Source organism: Pseudomonas sp. SDO5591_S426 (assembly GCF_054070755.1).
The window spans coordinates 1-16,807 of record NZ_JBSVXD010000129.1; the positions used below are offsets into that span (position 1 = coordinate 1).

The following is a 16,807-nucleotide window of genomic DNA, read 5'->3' on the forward strand; positions in this document are numbered from 1 at the left end:
GCCCGCTCCCACAGTGGTTTTGTGCCGACCGAAAATGCTGTGCTGACTGCATAACCCTGTAGGAGCCGAGCTTGCTCGCGATGACGCCAGCACATCCAACATCAATGTCGGGTGACAGTCACCGCTATCAGTTGCCAGCCAACGGCGGAGTACGCGGCGGAATCAATCGCTTGCTCCCCGTCGCCTCGAACGCCGCCGCAAAACGCAGCAGCGCCGAGTCGTCATAGGCGCGGCCGGCGAAGGTCAGGCCGACCGGCATGCCGATGTCCGCCATGACGCCCATTGGCACCGTGACCGTGGGCACGCCCAGGTGGCGGATGGCGAGGTTGCCGTTGGCCACCCAGACCCCATTGCTCCAGGCAATGTCCGCAGACGCCGGATTGACATCGGCATCCGCCGGGCCAACGTCGGCGACGGTCGGGAACAGCACCGCGTCCAGGCCCAGTCGATCCATCCAGTCTTCCAGATCGAGCTTGCGCGTTTGCTCAAGCCCACGCAGACCATCAGGCACCGTGCTGATCTGGTCACACGGCGTGATGCCGCGCTCGGCCATCTTCACGTACTCGTCCATGCCGGCAGCCAGATCGCCTTCGCGGTTGGGCAGCGTGCCCGGGTCGTGAGGGAAAATCAGCGGGCCGTCGACATCGACCAGACGGTTCAGTTTCGGATCGCCGTTGGCCTGCAGGAAATCATCGAACGCCCACGCCGTCAGATCCCACAATTCGTGATGGAGGAATTCCTTGGAGACGATTCCGCGATTGAACACGGTTGGCGCACCGGGACGATCGCCCTCGCAATTGGAAACCAGCGGGAAATCCACTTCGACCACTTCGGCACCGGCGGCTTCGAGAGCCTTGCGCGCTTGTTTCCAAAGGTCGATCACCGAGGGACGCGTGTTGATGCGTTGCCCCGTCGGGCCACCGATACCTGGTGCATCCGAGGTGCCCGCGTCGGCGTCGGCGTTGATGTACATGCGCGGCACGCCGAGGCGTTTACCGGCCAGGGCATCGGGTTTTGCCGCCAGCTCTAAATAGGAAGCGGGGCGCACCGAGGCGACGCTCGGAATCGGCACCCAAGGTTGCAGGCGCCACAGGTCGCCTCGCGTATCGGCATCCTCCGCGACCACCACATCCAGCACTTCGAGCAGGTCGGCCATGGTTCGGGCAAACGGCACGACCACGTCCATGGTCGGCGTCAGCGGCCAGTTGCCGCGCACCGAGATCACCCCGCGCGAAGGCGTGTAGGCGCACAAACCGTTGTTCGACGCCGGGCCGCGACCGCTCGACCAGGTTTCCTCGGCCAGACCGAACGCTGCGAAACTGGCCGCGGTGGCCGTTCCTGCACCGTTGGATGAACCCGAGGCGAACGGCGCGGTGAGGTAACCGGCATTGTACGGGCTCTCGGCACGGCCGTAGACCCCGCGCTGCATGCCGCCGTTGGCCATGGGCGGCATATTGGTCTTGCCCAGGCAAATGGCGCCGGCACCACGCAGCCGTTCGATGGTGAATGCATCGCGGTAGGCAATCAGGTCTTTGAAAGCGGGACTGCCCGAAGCGGCGGTCAGGCCCTTGACCAGGTAACTGTCCTTGGCCGTGTAGGGGATGCCATCGAGCGGACCCAGCGTCTCGCCCTTGGCCCGACGGGCATCGCAGGCTTGCGCTTCCTTGAGCGCATCCGGGTTGCGCACCACCACTGCATTCAAGGCGGTCGGGGTGTCGGCGCCGTCGTAGGCGTCGATCCGCGCGAGGTAGGCCTGGACCAGCTCTACCGATGTGGTCTGGCCGGATTCGAGCGCAGCGCGCAGTTGGGCAATGGAAACTTCGGTGACTTCAATCATGCGGTTACCACCGGCTCTCTCAAAAATGGATTTCATAACGGAACTCGTTGCACAGCCTTGCGCGACGGAATCCGGATTTCAACCTTGGCTGCATATTTTGCACTAAGGCGGGGCAGGGCGCCGCCCTTGCCGATACATCCGGACACGGATAATGGCCATATCGATCCCCTTTTGGCCGATCACACGCTGGGAACCGTCTAGCCTGTCAGCAAGAATCGAAACCGGATTGCTGATTCATCAGCACCGACCGAATCCAAAACCAGATCTTTGCTTCCTTGCCCCTGGCCGTTTCCAGGGCCACTGCCGTGTACAGACACTAAAAAAACCAACGAGCTGACATTGGGGAACTGATCCATGGACACTATGAAACGCATTCTGGGCGCCACGGTTTGTGGGCTGACGCTGCTGGCCAGCGCGGTGCACGCCGAACAGCGCGAGTTGAGGGTCTACAACTGGGCGGACTACATCCTGCCGTCCGTACCCAAGGACTTCGCCACGCAAACCGGCATCAAAGTGACCTGGGACACCTTCGACACCAATGAGTCGCTGGAAGCCAAGCTGCTGACCGGCAACTCGGGTTACGACCTGGTGGTGCCATCGAATCAGTTCATCCAAACCCAGATCAAGGCCGGTGTGTTCCAGAAACTCGACAAGTCCAAGCTGCCTAACTGGAAGCATCAGGACCCGGCGCTGCTCAAGCTGCTCGACGCCAACGACCCCGGCAACCAGTACGGCGTGCCTTACATGTACGGCACCGTGCTGATCGGTTTCAACCCGGCGAAGGTCAAGGCAGCGCTCGGCGAGAATGCACCGGTGGACAGTTGGGACCTGGTGTTCAAGCCCGAGAACATGGAGAAGCTCAAGTCTTGCGGCGTAGCGATGCTCGACTCGCCTTCGGAAATCCTGCCGCTGGCCCTGCATTACCTGGGGCTGGACCCGAACAGCCAGAACCCGGATGACTACGAAAAAGCCAAGGCATTGATGCTGAAGATCCGGCCTTATGTCACCTACTTCAACTCCGCCAAGTACATGACCGACATCGCCAACGGCGACATCTGCGTGGCCATCGGTTACTCCGGCAGCTTCTACCAGTTCGGCAACCGCGCCAAGGAGGCGGGCAACGGCGTGGTGGTGGATTGGCGCTTGCCGAAGGAGGGCGCGCCGATCTGGTTCGACACCTTCGCCATTCCGAAAAGCGCGAAGAACGTCGAAGAGGCCAACGAGTTCCTCAACAACTTGATGGACCCGAAAGTGATCGCGCCGATCAGCGACTTCCTCGGCTATCCGAATGCCAACAAGGACTCGCTGTCGTTGATCAACAAGGACATCACCGGCAACCCCAACCTGACGCCGACCAGCGAGGCACTGGCAACCCTTTATGTCGTGCAGCCGTTGCCACAGAAGCTTGAGCGGGTGCGGACGCGGGTGTGGACGGCGATCAAGTCGGACAAGTAAGACCTGAGAACACCGATCTCCTGTAGGAGCAGCCTGCTCGCGATGAGGGCCTGGCATTCAATGATGATTTGAATGACAGACCGCTATCGCGAGCAGGCTCGCTCCTACAGGGGGATTTGTGTTTAGCCTCAAAACTCCGGCGTGTACTTCACGCTGAACATCAAATTGCGCGGGTCGCCGAAGTTGTTGTTGCCGTCGAGCTGGTTGTATCCCGCCGTGTAGTAATGCTTGTCGAACAGGTTGTTGGCGTTCAGTGCCAGGCCGATTTCCGGCGTGAGCTGGTAGCCGACCCGCGCATTCCACACGGTGTAACCCGGTACCTCGAAGGTGTGCTCGTAACCCAGCGTATGGCTTTGAGTGGTGAAGCCCAAGCCGGTGCTGACGCGACTCCAGTCGCCGCTGAACTGGTAATCGCTCCAGACCCGCAGCATGTGCTTGGGCGTCCAGGTGCTGAAGACTTTGCCTTCGTTGACCGGGTCATCCAGGTACTTGGTGGTGTTGTAGGTGTAGCCGGCGAACAGTTGCAGACCGGTGAGCACTTCGCCGCTGATTTCAGCATCGATCCCCTGGCTGCGAACCTTGCCCGAGGCCGTCGAGCAGTACGAACCGTCGCAGGCAAAACCCGAAGCCAGGTCGTTGACCGCGCGGTTCTCCTGGTCGTAACGGAACACCGCCAGGGACGTGTTGACCCGGCCATCCATCAGCTCACCCTTGAGGCCGATTTCGTAGTTGCTGCCGATCACCGGTTTGAGCACCGAGCCGCTCGAGTCGCGCACTGTTTGTGGTTCGAACACGTCGGTGTAGCTGGCATACACCGCCCACTCACGGTTCAGGTCGTATACGATCCCGGCGTAGGGCGTGACTTCTCCGGTTTCGTTGGCGGTGCTTTTCGGATTGGCGGTGGCAATGTCGCTGAACGCGGCCTGGGTCCATGACTTGTAACTGTAGTCGTACCAGCTTACCCGCGAGCCGAGCACCAGAGTCAACGGCTCGATCGGCTTGACTCGCCAACTGCCGTACAGGCCTTTTTGGCGGATATCGTATTTACTCGGCGTACCACGACCACCGGCGGTATTGATCAAACTGTCGTAGCTGATTTCCGGGCGGTTGTGGTTGATGCCGAAGATCGTGTCATTGCTGTTGTTGAAGGTCCGGGCGAAGCGGTCGTCCGAGGTGTATTTGGAATAGTTACCGCCCAGCATCACTTCATGCTGCATGGATAAGGCGTCGAAGTGGCCGACGAGGTTCATGTCCAGGCCAAGCTTGGTCGAATCGAAGTCAGTCACGAAGTCGGCGTATTGCACGCCGCTGCCATCGGCTTCCAGGCCATCGCCGGCACTTTGCACGCGCTGGTTTTTTGCCTTGTTGTCTTCGGTCATGCGCACGGCGCCGACCTTGAAAGCCCAGTCGTCGTTGAAGCGGTGTTCGAGATCGGCATAGACCGTGGTGACATCGATGTCCGAATGGTTCCAGCGTGCGCCGGTGTAAGTTGAACGCGACACATCCACTGGCGAACCGTCGGCATAGCGAGGCAGACCGCGGATCATCGGGCGCGATTCGCCGTTGGATTGACTGACCGCCAGGCCCAGGGTGGTGTCTTCACGAAGATCGATGTCCAGTGCTCCGTACAACGAGTGGGTCTTGCTCCATTCGTAGTCGATGAAGGATTGGCTCTGGTCCTCGTCGGCAACGAAGCGGCCACGCACGGTGCCGGTCTGGTTCAGCGGGCCACCGGCATCCACTTGCAGGCCGTAGTGATCCCAGGAACCGGCCTTGCCGGTGACGGTCACGGTCGGGGCGTTCTGGCCGCGTTTGCGTACCAGGTTGATCGCGCCGCCGGGGCTTCCGGTGCCTTGAAGCAGGCCGGACGCACCGCGCAGCACTTCCATGCGATCAAAGAAAATCAGGTCCTGTGTGGCCCAGTTACCCAGCGCATAGGTGTTGCGTGGGATCGGCACACCGTCGTACTGCCAGTCATCGATCTGGAAGCCACGCGAGGTCACGATCAGGCCTTTGCCAACGCCCTGAACGCCGACCAGGCCGGTGGTCTGGTTGACCGCATCCTTGAGATCGACCAGGTTCTGGTCGTCCATCTGTTTGCGGGTCATGACGGTGACCGACTGCGGAATTTCCTTGAGGGTATGGGTGCCCTTGCCGATGGTCACCGCTTTGGCCGCGTAGGAACCCGAGCCTTCGGTGGTGGCGTCGGCGCTGTTTTCGATGATGTTGGTCGCGCCCAGTTGCAGCGCAGCGGTGTTGGTCGTGGCCGGCTCGACGCTGAAGTTGCCCTGTTCGGTCACTCGCAGTTGCAGGCCGCTGCCGCTCAGCGCCTTTTGCATGGCTTCTTCAGGGGACAACTGGCCGATGACCGCTGGTGCCTGTTTGCCCTGCACCAGCGAAGGCTCCAGCGAGACGATGTGCCCGCTCTGGCTGGCGATGGCATTCAGCGTACTGGCGAGTGGGCCGGCGGGCAGGTTGAAGGGCAGGGTTTGCGCCTGCGCCAGGGCAGGGCCGGCCAGGGTTGCCAGGGCAACGGCGACGGAAAGCGAGTGGGACCACGGGTTGAACACAGCATTCTCCTGAAGGTGTAAGTGTCAGGAGATAGGTGGGATGAGAAATGAAAACCGGACACAAATAAGAGTCATTTTCAAAAAAAATTATTGTTTGGGTGTTTTTGCCCGGATCAACGTCAGCCACGGACTGTAGTGGTCGACCCGGATCGGCAGGGTTTCCGCCAGCGCCGCGAAAGTCCGGGCGGGGTCATTGAGGGGAAATACGCCCTGGACTCGCAAGTCGCGAACTTCAGGGGATACACGGACAAAACCGCGGCTGTAGGGACGCAAGGCTTGCACGACATTTTCCAGCGGCTCGTCCAGCACATTGAGACGGCCGCTGAGCCAGTCGGCGCGATGTTGCTGATCGCCGCTGACTGGCTCGATGTGCCGCGCGTAGAGCAGGGCCGATTCGCCCTCCTGCAGGACACGTTGAGTGCCGTCAAAGAGCCTGGCCTCGACGGAATGTTCCAGCACCACCACGCGACTGGCGTCTTGCTCCTGGGACACCAGGAAACGCGTACCCAATGCGCGCGCTTCGCCCTGGGCGGTGCGCACGCGCAGGGGGCGTCGGGGATCGGGCGTCACCTGAATGATCAGTTCACCGCGACGCAGGATGACCAGCCTTTGCTGGTCGTCGAAATGCAGATCCACCGCGCTGTCGGCATTCAGGCTCAGGCGGCTGCCGTCGGCCAGATTGAAATTCTCCCGTTGCCCGCGCCCGGTGTGCAGATCGGCAAGCAACGAGTCGCCCAGCGGGCTGCGCGCACCAATCCACAAACCGCCACCCAGCAGACCGAGACCGGCGATCACCCGCAGCGCATCACGCCGCGAAGCTTGAGGCTGCAAGAGAATCTGGCGGGCGTGCTCGCTCTGGCCCGGCAAGCGTCGATCGAGGGCACGAACCGTGTTGAACGAACCACCGAGGCGTTCCTGCAAGCGTGCCCAGGCCTGTGCGTGCGCAGGGTCCATGGCCAACCAGGCATTGAAACGTTCCTGCATCGCGGCGGTGGGCGTACCGGCGCGCAGACGCACCATCCAGTCGATGGCCTGCTCGCTGACAGGGTCCAGGCGCGGCGTGCTCATGGCGCCATCTCGCTCAGATAGCACTGGCGCAACGCTTGTTTCATGTAGCGGCTGACCGTGCGTTCCGACAGGCCCAGTTTGCTGGCGATGGCCACGTAACTCATGCCGTCCAGTTGGCTGTAGAGGAAGGTCGCCTTGATCACCATCGGCAAACCATCCAGTGCCCGATCAATGGCCACCAGCGCTTCGATCAGTTGCAACTGCTCTTCCGGCGAAGGCGCCACCATTTCGGGCAACGTCGACAGGCGTTCCAGATACGCCAACTCCAGTTTGCGCCGACGATGCCGGTCGAAGATGAGCCGACGGGCGATGGTCGAGAGGTAAGCTCGAGGTTGTTCGATGCTGTCGGGATCGACCCGGGCTATCAGCATCTGGCAAAACGTATCGGCGGCAGTGTCCTCGGCATCCGCGTGATTGCGCAGCCGTCGCTGGATATGCTGCAGCAGCCAACGGTGGTGATCGCTGAAAAAGAAACTCAGCTTACTGGTCGAGGGAGGTTGCACCGGTTGTCTTTCCAGATGTTAGTGAGAGTCGTTCTCAATGCTACCTTTGTCAACGGACTCACGGCAATGTCTGGTTTCGCTGAAATAGTAAAAAGCCCGCTGAGCCAGTGATGGCTCGGCGGGCTTTCTGCAGGCGAGATTTGACTCGATTCAGCTACGTTGCGCGACACGGCGTTTTACGCTGGAGGAGGTGTTTGCCTTGCGATAAGTCAGCAGCACGATACCGGTCACCACGATCACACCTCCCATTACCTGACCGGCGCTGAGCATCTGGTCGAGCACGAGCCAGCCCATCAGCAGCGTGGCCAGCGGTTCGATGTTCATCACCGGGGCGTTGCGCGGCATGTCCAGGCGCGGCACGGAAATGAACAGCACGATAAAACCGGTGCCGTACAGCACGACCAGCGTCGCCAGTGCCAGCCAGCCGGTTTGGGTTGCTGGCAGGTTCAAGCCGCCGGGCAGGGCACCGGTCATGCCGGCGAGGTTGATGCTGCTGAACACGATGAAGATCGTCAGCAAGCTGCGGACCGAGCCGCGTACCTCGGACAGTTTGTGATCGGTAATCCACAGCGCACAGGCAAACACGCTGGCGGCGCAGAAGGCCAGGGTCACGCCCAGCCACCACTGCGGTCCGACGCTGGCGTTGTCCGCGAGGCGGCCCGGGACGTCCAGCACAAATACCAGCCCCAGCAGGATCAGGCCCATCAATGCGGCAGTGCGTGCAGTTGGTCGCGCGCCGCCCAGTGCCCAGGTGAGCAACGCCAGCAGGATGGGGAACACGTTGGCCACCAGCAGCGCCAGCGCCACCGGCACTCGAGCGACAGCCGAGTACAGGCACAGACTTTGGGTGGCGATCAGCAAGCCCAACAGCAACTGCCAACGCCAGGCGCCCGACGGCAAGCGCAGAGACTGGCGTTGCCAAAGGACCAACGCGGCCAATACCAATAACGTCCCGCCCGAACGCATCAGAATCGCCAGCAATACGCCGGCGCCGTCATCGAAAGCCACTCGCGCCGCCACATGGTTGCCGGCGAAGGCGCAGCCCATGCACAACAAAATCAGTACGGCGAGGTGGCGAGGGAAGGGCGCGGGCGCTTCTTGCCGAGAGGTCGGTTGGGTCATGGCAGAGTCTCAAATCCAAGTGCGCCACCCTAAAGCATGGCGGTGAGTTTTTATTATGTTGTCGTACAACTAGGTAGGGTTTTAGCGCATTTGGCGGGGATGGACAAGGTTGAAGGCTTCATTTAAGGGCTTGTGGCAAGCGGTACTCGATGAAGATACGTTAAGAGATCGTATGACTTGGCGTGAATTGCCCACCCAGGCGATACAACTCCTGCTGCACAAAATCCGCAAACAGCTTGATCCGGATAGGCGTCAGCGCGCCAAAGGCATGCAGCGAATGAATCGCCAGCGAAGGCAGCGGATGATCGGCCAGCACCTGCACCAACGCCCCTGAATCCAGGTCGTGTTGCACCGTGCATTTCATCAGGTAGGCAACACCCATGTCGCCAAGCGCGGCGGCACGCAGGCCGAATCCCGAGTCCAGGCCGATGCGTCCACGGGGCACCAGGGTTTCACCATCGGCAAAGACGATGGGCAGGGTTCGCCCCTTCAGTTGATAGCGCGCGAAGGGCAGAGCGCGCAGTTCCTCGATTGTATTCGGGGTTCCCCATTCGCCCAGAAACGCTGGGGATGCGACCAATGCCATATCGAGTTGCGCGAGGGTGCGGCTTTTCAAGTCGCTGTCGGTGAGGGTGCCGCCGCGGAAAATCACGTCATAGCCTTCACGAATCAGGTCCACGTGGTGATCGACCAGGGTCAGGTCCAGTTCCAGATCCGGGTGATCGGTGAGGAACACCGAATGAATCCTCGGCATCAGCAATCGCCCGAGGTCGCTGGGCATGCTGACCCGCAGGTGACCGCGCGCGCCGCCGGTGTGGCGCAGCGCATCGGCCGAGTCATCGATGGCCTGCAGCAGCGGCGCGACACGCTCGAAAAATGCCTGCCCCTCGGGCGTGAGGCTGAGCATCCGCGTGGAGCGGCGAAACAGCTTGGCATTCAGCTCCGTTTCGAGCCGGGCGATGCTTTTGGAAATCGCCGAAGGCGTGGTCCCGGCATTGCGCGCCGCGGCACTGAACGACCCGGCTTCCACCGCGCGGACGAAGGCAATCAGGCTGGCTGACTGGTTCAACAGGCTGGGCATCTTGTGACTCCGAAGCACAACAGATGTGCCTTTTTCTGGACTGGTTGGCGCTGGGGCGCGCGACATAATACTGCGCTCCTTCAACAAGCGGAGTCAGCAAATGCAACGTCTTCAAGGAAAGGTCGCGGTGATCACCGGCGGCAACAGCGGCATTGGCCTGGCCTCGGCGTGCCTGTTCGCCAAAGAGGGTGCGCAGGTGATTATCACGGCGCGTCGGCAAGAAGTGCTGGACGAAGCCGTGCGCCACATCGGCCACGGCGCGATTGGCATCAAGGGCGATGTCGCCAGCCTTGAGCATCATGCCGAGGTTGCCGAGCAAGTTCGGGAGCGTTTCGGTGCGTTGGACATCTACATGGCGAATGCCGGGGTCATCACACTGACGCCCTCACATCAAGTGACGCCAGAGGAGTTCGACGCGCAATTCAACATCAACACCCGTGGTGCGTTCTTCGGCGTGCAGTCGGTCATCCCGTTACTGCGCGATGGCGCCAGCATCATTTTGACCAGCTCCCTGGCCGCGACCAAAGTGCTTGACGGGCATGCGGTGTATGCCGGCTCAAAAGCGGCCATCGCCGCATTTGCGCGCAATTGGGCGCTGGAACTGCGCGCGCGACGCATACGCGTCAACGTACTGAGCCCCGGCCCGGTGGATACCGCAATCATCGGCAAACTCGGCGTTTCAGAAGCAGATCGCCCCGGCTTTGAGCAAATGATGGCGGACATGATTCCTGCCGGTCGACTGGGCGAGGCCGATGAACTGGCGCAAGCGGCGCTGTACCTGGCATCCAGCGACAGTTCATTCGTCAACGGCATCGAATTGCACGTGGACGGCGGCATGTCGCTGGTCTGATCCCAGCCTCAGAACGTGCAGACTGCATCGGTGAACAGCACCCGGCCGAACTGCGCATTGGCGTCCAGCGGCGTGATGGCCAGCAGTTGATCCAGACGGATCTCCTGCTCGCCATCAGCCGTTTCAAGGCTGAGGAATTCTTCCTTGTCGGCGGAGGTCCGCGTGGTCAGCGCCTTGGCCTCCAGACGAGCGCCGTCCTTCAGTTCGATATCCAGTCGATAACCGCGCATGCAGGCGATCTCAAGATAGTCGTACAGGTCGCAGTTCATGGGCTGGTAGGTGTTCATGGCGTTACTCCTGGCAACCTTGCAGTTTTAGGATGAAGTAGCCTTGCTGACTGATGGCCGCAGCCACTTGCGGATTACCCGGTTCAACGTGGCAGAACTGGCAGCGGTCCTGGGCAATATTTTCGTCCTGAATGCCTTGTTCATCAAGGAAGCGACGTGCATACGACTTCGCCAGTACAGGGTCGTTGTTTTCGATCAGCACGTCGAAATGCAGATAACGGCCATCTTTGGTGCGCACGTGGGTATCGAAGACTTTGATGCTCATCATTTTCTCTCCTTCAGTTTCCAGGTGCCCGGCAGCGACAGGTCGCCCGAGGCAATGTCATAGACGCTGCTGACGCACAGCAACGGGTTGTGCAGGTCGGCGTTGACCTTCAGTGCGGCGGTGACACCGTCGTAGTTGAAGCTTTCGGGGAAACCGACCGCCGCCAGCGGCACACGGATCTTCGCGGCGTTTTTCTCGACGCTCAGGTCGTATCCGGGGGAGTCGATGTAAATCGGCGCGCCTGGCCAGGTCGCCGGCAACTTCGGCTGGGCGTCCTTGGGAATGTCGCGGACTTTCAAACCGCCAGGCCCGCAGCTTTCGTCCTTGGTCAGCACTACCCAGTGGGAGTGCCAGAGGCCGCCGTCGTTATCCTTTTTGCCGTCCTTGTTTTCATCCAGTTGTGGGGTGTCATCGAAGTCCGGGTGCGAGGTCAGCGCGAGGGCGAGGATGCCGGACTTCGCGTCAAACCCGACGGCGGAACTGTCGAGGCTGGTTGGCCAGACATAGCTGAACACCTCGGCACCGGCGAATGAGCCTTTGGCGGTCGGCACACGACTGCCGGCCTTGCCGTCGACCAGTTGCTCGAACACCAGGTTGTTGCCTTCCTTGAAGACGCGGGTATTGACCAGATCGAACGCGGCGTCGGCTTTGCCTTTATCGCTTTGAATGCCTTGCGAGTCATGGGCCAGGGCCTGCGTTGCCAGCAAAGTGCCAAGGGTGAGTGCCAGTGCGGTTTTCATGTATGCCTCCCTTACAAAAATGAATTTACAGTTTCGGATCGACACTACAAATCCTACGACAGACCGAAGTTTTGTCAATAAAGTTTTTATCCGATACTATTTATCAACGTTTTTGATCAGGAATTTCCCACGTGCTTTTTGATTTGCTGGAAAGGTTGTCGAGCCTGACCCGGGTCTGGTTTCGCGAGCACCCGATGCTGACGGACCTGCAGCCGATTCAGCTCAGTGCCTTGATGTACCTGGGCCGCTGCAATCGCTACTCCGACACACCCTTGGCGGTGACCGAATATCTGGGGCTGACCAAAGGCACGGTGTCGCAATCGCTCAAGGCGCTGGAAAGCAAAGGACTGCTGACCAAACAGCCGGACGCCCGGGATAAACGCAGCGTGCATCTGAAACTGACCCCTCCCGCCCAGGCGTTGCTGGACGCCGTGACGCCACCGGACTTTCTGGTCAATGCCGCCCAGCGCATGGGCGCACGCGCGGTCGATCTGGAAGGCTTGTTGCTGGAGTTGTTGCGCAATATTCAGCAAGGGGAAAACGTGCCGAGTTTCGGGCTGTGCCGAACCTGCCGGTTTCACCGGACAGTGGCGGGGGGAGCTTTTTGCGGATTGACTCAAGAACCCCTGGAAACCAGGGAAGTGGAGCTGATTTGTCGGGAGCATCAGATTCCCTGAGATAGACTCAACAGCGACTATCCAACGAGGGAGTGATCCCATGGCAGGACTACGATGGACTCGCTGATCACCGCCGCCGCCCAGGCGCTGGCGGCCGGTGATCCGCTGGGCGCGCTGGACCGGGTCGCCTTGCGTGACGATGCACCGGCGCTGGCGTTGCGCGGGATCGCCATGGCGCAACTGGGTGATCTGGTGCGGGCCAAGACGTTGGTCCGTCGCGCGGCGCGGGCGTTTGGGCCGAAAGAGACAGTCGCCCGGGCGCGCTGCATCGTCGCCGAAGCGGAGATCGCATTGGCTTCGCGAGACCTCGGCTGGCCGGTGAAAGCGCTCGACGCGGCGCGGGTCACACTGGAGGCTCACGGCGATTGGGCGAACGCCGCCCATGCGCTGTATCTGGATATCCGCCGCCTGTTGCTGATCGGGCACCTCGATCAGGCGCAGGAAAAACTCGCTCAACTTGACCCGGCCACATTACCTGCGCCACTGCGCGCGACCCATGAACTGGTGGCGGCCGGCATCGCCATGCGTCACCTGCAATCGCAAGCGGCGCGTGCCGCCCTCGCCAGAGCCGAACTTGCCGCGCCGCAATCCGGCATTCCCGCGCTGGTAGCGGAAGTCGAAAGCGCAGTGCGAACTCTCAATAGTCCCGCCGCACACTTGATGAGCAGTGGAGAAGCGCGACCTTTGTTGCTCGATGAAGTGGAAGCGTTGCTGGCCTCGACGTCGCTGGTGGTGGATGCCTGTCGATATGTCGTGCGTGGTGCGGGCATGTCGGTTTCCCTGTCGAAGCGTCCGGTCCTGTTCACCCTCGTGCGAACACTGGCCGAAGCCTGGCCGGTCGATGTGCCGAGGGAAACCCTCATCGCCAGGGCCTTTCGTTTGAAGCTCAGCGACGAGACCCATCGCGCCAGGCTTAGGGTGGAAATCGGTCGACTGCGCGCAGCGCTGAAACCCTTGGCCAACGTGATCGCAACCAAGCGCGGGTTTGCGCTGGTCACGCAGGTTTCACCCGACGTTGTGCTGCTGACGCCACCGGTCGAAGAAAAATTTGCCTCGGTGTTTGCCATGCTCGGTGACGGTGAGTCGTGGTCAAGCTCGGCGCTTGCGCTGGCGCTGGGTAACAGCCAGCGCAGCGTGCAACGGGCGCTCGAAATGCTGGCAGCCAATGGCAAGGTGCAGTCGTTCGGGCATGGTCGGGCACGGCGCTGGATGACGCCGCCGGTGCCCGGTTTCGCGACGACCTTGTTACTCCCGGTTCCGCTGCCCGGTGGTTAGGATGAACGCCACCAACCCCTTTCGAGGAACACCAAGATGAAACAGTCAGCTGCTGAAATTCTCCGTGAGTATGGGCCTTTTGAAGGTGTCGACACTGTGCACGGCCTGACTTGGGACGGTCAGCAGGTGTGGTTTGCCAGTGGCGAAAAACTCAATGCCCTCGACCCGGAAAGCGGAAAGACATTGCGCTTCATCGATGTCGCCGCCCATGCCGGCACCGCCTTCGATGGCAAGCATCTGTTCCAGATCGCCGAAGACCGCATCCAGAAAATCGACCCGCAGACGGGACGCGTACTCTCCACCATTCCAGCCCCCGGTGGAGGCAACGACTCGGGGATGACATGGGCGGAAGGCTCGTTGTGGGTGGGGCAGTATCGCGAGCGGAAGATTCACCAGATCGATCCGGAGAACGGCAAGATCCTGCGAACGATTGAATCGAACCGCTTTGTCACGGGCGTGACCTTCGTCGAAGGCTCGCTGTGGCATGGCACGTGGGAGGGCGATGAGAACGAACTGCGCCGCATCGACGCGCAAACCGGCGAAGTGCTGGAGAGTCTCAAACTGCCAGCCGGTATTGGCGTTTCGGGGCTTGAATACGACGGCGGCGAGCGGTTTTTCTGTGGCGGGGGTAGTAGCGGGCGGGTGAGGGCGGTGCGTCGGCCTGCATAACCCACCAGTAGTGTCCGCCATATTTAACCCGAGCGAATCATGGCGATCCCCTTCTAAATATGCAGCCAGCACGGGTCACTTGGCGCGGAACTTCTTCACTCCGTGCCAAGTGATTTTCGAGATGCTTCGCCCCTCTATTTCAAACAAAAATCCCCAACAACACCGTCGCCAAAATCACCGTAGAGGCCCCACCAATCCGCGTTGAAATCTGCGCAAACGGCATCAACGACATCCGGTTCGAGGCCGACAGGATCGCTACGTCGCCAGTACCGCCCAAGCCGCTGTGGCAGCAGGTGACGATGGCCGATTCGATCGGGTACATCTTCATCAGGTTACCGATGAAAAAACCTGCCACGGTCATCGACACCACCACCGATACGCAGACCAGCACGTAACCCAGCGAAAACACTTTCACGACGCTGTCCAGCGGCACATAGAGCATGCCCAAGCCGATCATCACCGGCCAGATGAACGCCGAGGACACCAGTTTGTAGAAAGTGTGGGTGCCTTTCTCGAGTTTTTCCGGGAGGACGCGCAGGTACTTAAACAGCACGGCCGCGAGGATCATCATGACCGGGCCGGGAATGCCGACGACTTTTTCCAGCAGGCCGCCGAGTACAAAGAACGCGCAGATCACCAGCACGCCGGCGCCCATGACGCGGAAGTCGACCGTGGAGCTGGTGTCTTCCTTGACCTGGAATTTGTCGTTCTCGGACTTGGCGCGAATCAGTGAACCTTCACCGCTGATGTTCGGGCGTTTCAGCGCCAGGCGAGCCAGGAAGCCGGCGCAGATGATCGCAGCGATGTTGCCGACCACGGCAGCGGGTGCCAGTTGCGCCACATAGATATCCGGCGTGCCGCCGAGGATCGCCGAGTAGGCCAGTGACAACGGCAGAATGCCTTCGCCGATACCTCCACCAATGATCGGCACGATGATGAAAAAGAACGTGTGGTAGACGCTGTAGCCCACCAGTTTGCCCACGATCAAACCGCTGGCAACCGCCGCGAGCGTGCCCACCAGTAGCGGTATGAACATGCGCAACATGCCCTGGACCAGGATGAAGCGGCTCATCCCCAGAATGCTGCCGACCACCAGGCTGGCGATCACGAAGTACAGGAAGTTGGCTTCCTTCATCAGCATCTTGGTCGCGTCGATCGTGGCGGGTCCGAAGAAGCCGTAGAACACCAGCACCGAGGGCAGCATCAGGCACAGAATGGCACCGCCCCCGATTTCCTTAAGGATCGGCAGGCGTGAGCCCAGTTGGCCAAAAAACACGCCCATGGTCATGATCACGGCGAGGCCGCCAATCATGTTCTTGGGCAGGAATCCCAAGTGGGCAGAGAGGTAAACGATCAGGGCGATGCCGAGGAAAACCGGCAGCGGGATGACGCCGACTTCGTAGGTGCGCAGGCGATGCAAGAGCCCGCCTTCATGGGGGCTTTCGATCTTCAGGGACTGCTCATAGGGATTGTTCATGTCGCTATTTCCTCATGTTGTTTTTATCGAGGACTTCGGGAACTACGGCTAACCGCGCAGGGTTGAGATCGATGGTATCCTTCGCAAATCGCGTGATAAACAGTGGAAGTATGTGGCGTATGAACACGAATCGTGATCAATTCCCCTTGCCCGAAGACCTCAAGGTTTTCCTCACCGTCGTGCGCAAAAATGGCTTCGCCAGCGCTGCTGAAGAACTTGGCTACTCGCCGGCCTACATCAGCAAACGCATTTCCGTATTGGAAACCACGCTGTCGACAAGACTGTTGCACCGCACTACACGACGCATCGCACTGACCGATGATGGCGAGCGGGTGCGGGTGTGGGCCGAGAAGTTGCTGGGCGACTTCGACGATTTTGTCGGTGAGATTTCCGAAGCACGCCAGCAGCCCATGGGCTCGTTGCACATTTGCAGCAGCTTCGGTTTCGGCCGCAATCATGTGGCGCCGGCGATCTGCAAACTGTCGCAGACCTACCCGAAACTCGAGATTCGGCTGGACGTGTTTGATCGCGTGGTGGATATCGTCGGCGAAGGCTTCGATCTGGAAATTCGGGTGGGCGATGACCTGCCGGGTCAGCATCTGGGCCGCAAACTGGTGAGCAACCGACGCGTGCTGTGTGCAACGCCGGAGTACCTGGCGCGGCGGGGCACGCCGCAATCGCTGGCTGATTTGAAAGACCATGATTGTCTGGTGCTGAAAGAACGCAACAACGCTTTTGGCGTGTGGAACCTGACCCGTGATGGGCAGGAGGAATCGGTGCGCGTCAGTGGCCCGTTGTCTTCCAACAGCGGCGAGATTGTTCTGGAGTGGGCGTTGAGCGGTGGCGGGATTCTGCTGCGTTCGATGTGGGACGTCAGGCCGATGCTGGAGCAAGGGCGGCTGGTGCGGGTGTTGCACGACGACACCGAGAG

At 60.7% G+C, this 16,807-nt stretch carries 16 protein-coding genes; 6 read left to right on the forward strand and 10 right to left on the reverse strand.

Annotation, left to right across the window (positions count from 1 at the left end):
• Nucleotides 1–127: 127 nt before the first annotated feature.
• Nucleotides 128–1,837, reverse strand: coding sequence for an amidase (locus tag ACW9JC_RS21475; protein WP_457457428.1), 1,710 nt, complete (start codon nt 1,835–1,837; stop codon nt 128–130).
• Between the two features lie 354 nt (nt 1,838–2,191).
• On the opposite strand from ACW9JC_RS21475, the gene ACW9JC_RS21480 reads away from it, so the two are divergent.
• Nucleotides 2,192–3,292, forward strand: a complete 1,101-nt coding sequence (locus ACW9JC_RS21480; protein WP_457457397.1) for a polyamine ABC transporter substrate-binding protein — start codon at nt 2,192–2,194, stop codon at nt 3,290–3,292.
• Nucleotides 3,293–3,420: 128 nt separating this feature from the next.
• Here ACW9JC_RS21480 and ACW9JC_RS21485 read toward each other — a convergent pair whose 3' ends face one another.
• The 5 genes from ACW9JC_RS21485 to ACW9JC_RS21505 all read right to left on the reverse strand — a co-directional run bounded on the left by ACW9JC_RS21485 (nt 3,421) and on the right by ACW9JC_RS21505 (nt 9,636).
• A complete protein-coding gene (locus ACW9JC_RS21485; protein ID WP_457457399.1) occupies nt 3,421–5,862 on the reverse strand; it encodes a TonB-dependent siderophore receptor in 2,442 nt (813 codons plus the stop codon).
• An 87-nt stretch (nt 5,863–5,949) separates the two neighbouring features.
• Nucleotides 5,950–6,930, reverse strand: a complete 981-nt coding sequence (locus tag ACW9JC_RS21490; RefSeq protein WP_457457401.1) for a FecR domain-containing protein — start codon at nt 6,928–6,930, stop codon at nt 5,950–5,952.
• Nucleotides 6,927–7,433 (reverse strand): sigma-70 family RNA polymerase sigma factor, encoded by a 507-nt coding sequence (locus tag ACW9JC_RS21495; RefSeq protein WP_457457404.1) that lies wholly within the window; start codon nt 7,431–7,433, stop codon nt 6,927–6,929. Before ACW9JC_RS21495 ends, ACW9JC_RS21490 begins: the two co-directional genes overlap by 4 nt.
• A 150-nt stretch (nt 7,434–7,583) precedes the next feature.
• A complete protein-coding gene (locus tag ACW9JC_RS21500) occupies nt 7,584–8,555 on the reverse strand; it encodes an EamA family transporter (RefSeq protein WP_457457406.1) in 972 nt (323 codons plus the stop codon).
• 160 nt (nt 8,556–8,715) lie between these two features.
• Nucleotides 8,716–9,636, reverse strand: a complete 921-nt coding sequence (locus tag ACW9JC_RS21505) for a LysR family transcriptional regulator (RefSeq protein WP_457457408.1) — start codon at nt 9,634–9,636, stop codon at nt 8,716–8,718.
• Nucleotides 9,637–9,736: 100 nt separating this feature from the next.
• Between ACW9JC_RS21505 and ACW9JC_RS21510 the strand changes: the two genes are divergently transcribed.
• Nucleotides 9,737–10,486 (forward strand): SDR family oxidoreductase, encoded by a 750-nt coding sequence (locus ACW9JC_RS21510; RefSeq protein ID WP_457457410.1) that lies wholly within the window; start codon nt 9,737–9,739, stop codon nt 10,484–10,486.
• A gap of 8 nt (nt 10,487–10,494) precedes the next feature.
• On the opposite strand, the gene ACW9JC_RS21515 is transcribed toward ACW9JC_RS21510, so the two are convergent.
• From ACW9JC_RS21515 to ACW9JC_RS21525, 3 genes are read right to left on the reverse strand one after another with little or no spacing between them, the layout of a single operon-like run.
• Entirely contained in the window at nt 10,495–10,773 is a 279-nt protein-coding gene (locus ACW9JC_RS21515; protein WP_457457412.1) for a Rho-binding antiterminator, read from the reverse strand.
• Nucleotides 10,774–10,777: 4 nt separating this feature from the next.
• A complete protein-coding gene (locus tag ACW9JC_RS21520; protein ID WP_457457414.1) occupies nt 10,778–11,038 on the reverse strand; it encodes a DUF2024 family protein in 261 nt (86 codons plus the stop codon).
• Nucleotides 11,038–11,778 carry a hypothetical protein gene (locus ACW9JC_RS21525; RefSeq protein WP_457457416.1) on the reverse strand — a complete coding sequence of 247 codons (741 nt, stop codon included), beginning with the start codon at nt 11,776–11,778 and terminating at the stop codon, nt 11,038–11,040. Before ACW9JC_RS21525 ends, ACW9JC_RS21520 begins: the two co-directional genes overlap by 1 nt.
• A 131-nt stretch (nt 11,779–11,909) precedes the next feature.
• On the opposite strand from ACW9JC_RS21525, the gene ACW9JC_RS21530 reads away from it, so the two are divergent.
• From ACW9JC_RS21530 to ACW9JC_RS21540, 3 genes are read left to right on the forward strand one after another with little or no spacing between them, the layout of a single operon-like run.
• Nucleotides 11,910–12,455: a MarR family winged helix-turn-helix transcriptional regulator gene (locus ACW9JC_RS21530; protein ID WP_457457418.1), complete on the forward strand. Its 546-nt coding sequence runs from the start codon at nt 11,910–11,912 to the stop codon at nt 12,453–12,455.
• A gap of 54 nt (nt 12,456–12,509) precedes the next feature.
• Nucleotides 12,510–13,730, forward strand: coding sequence for a helix-turn-helix domain-containing protein (locus tag ACW9JC_RS21535; protein WP_457457420.1), 1,221 nt, complete (start codon nt 12,510–12,512; stop codon nt 13,728–13,730).
• A gap of 36 nt (nt 13,731–13,766) precedes the next feature.
• Nucleotides 13,767–14,399, forward strand: a complete 633-nt coding sequence (locus tag ACW9JC_RS21540; RefSeq protein ID WP_457457422.1) for a Vgb family protein — start codon at nt 13,767–13,769, stop codon at nt 14,397–14,399.
• A gap of 139 nt (nt 14,400–14,538) precedes the next feature.
• Here ACW9JC_RS21540 and ACW9JC_RS21545 read toward each other — a convergent pair whose 3' ends face one another.
• Nucleotides 14,539–15,876, reverse strand: coding sequence for a 2-hydroxycarboxylate transporter family protein (locus ACW9JC_RS21545; protein ID WP_457457424.1), 1,338 nt, complete (start codon nt 15,874–15,876; stop codon nt 14,539–14,541).
• A gap of 119 nt (nt 15,877–15,995) precedes the next feature.
• On the opposite strand from ACW9JC_RS21545, the gene ACW9JC_RS21550 reads away from it, so the two are divergent.
• On the forward strand, nt 15,996–16,807 hold an 812-nt coding region (locus ACW9JC_RS21550), incomplete at its 3' end, for a LysR substrate-binding domain-containing protein (protein ID WP_457457426.1).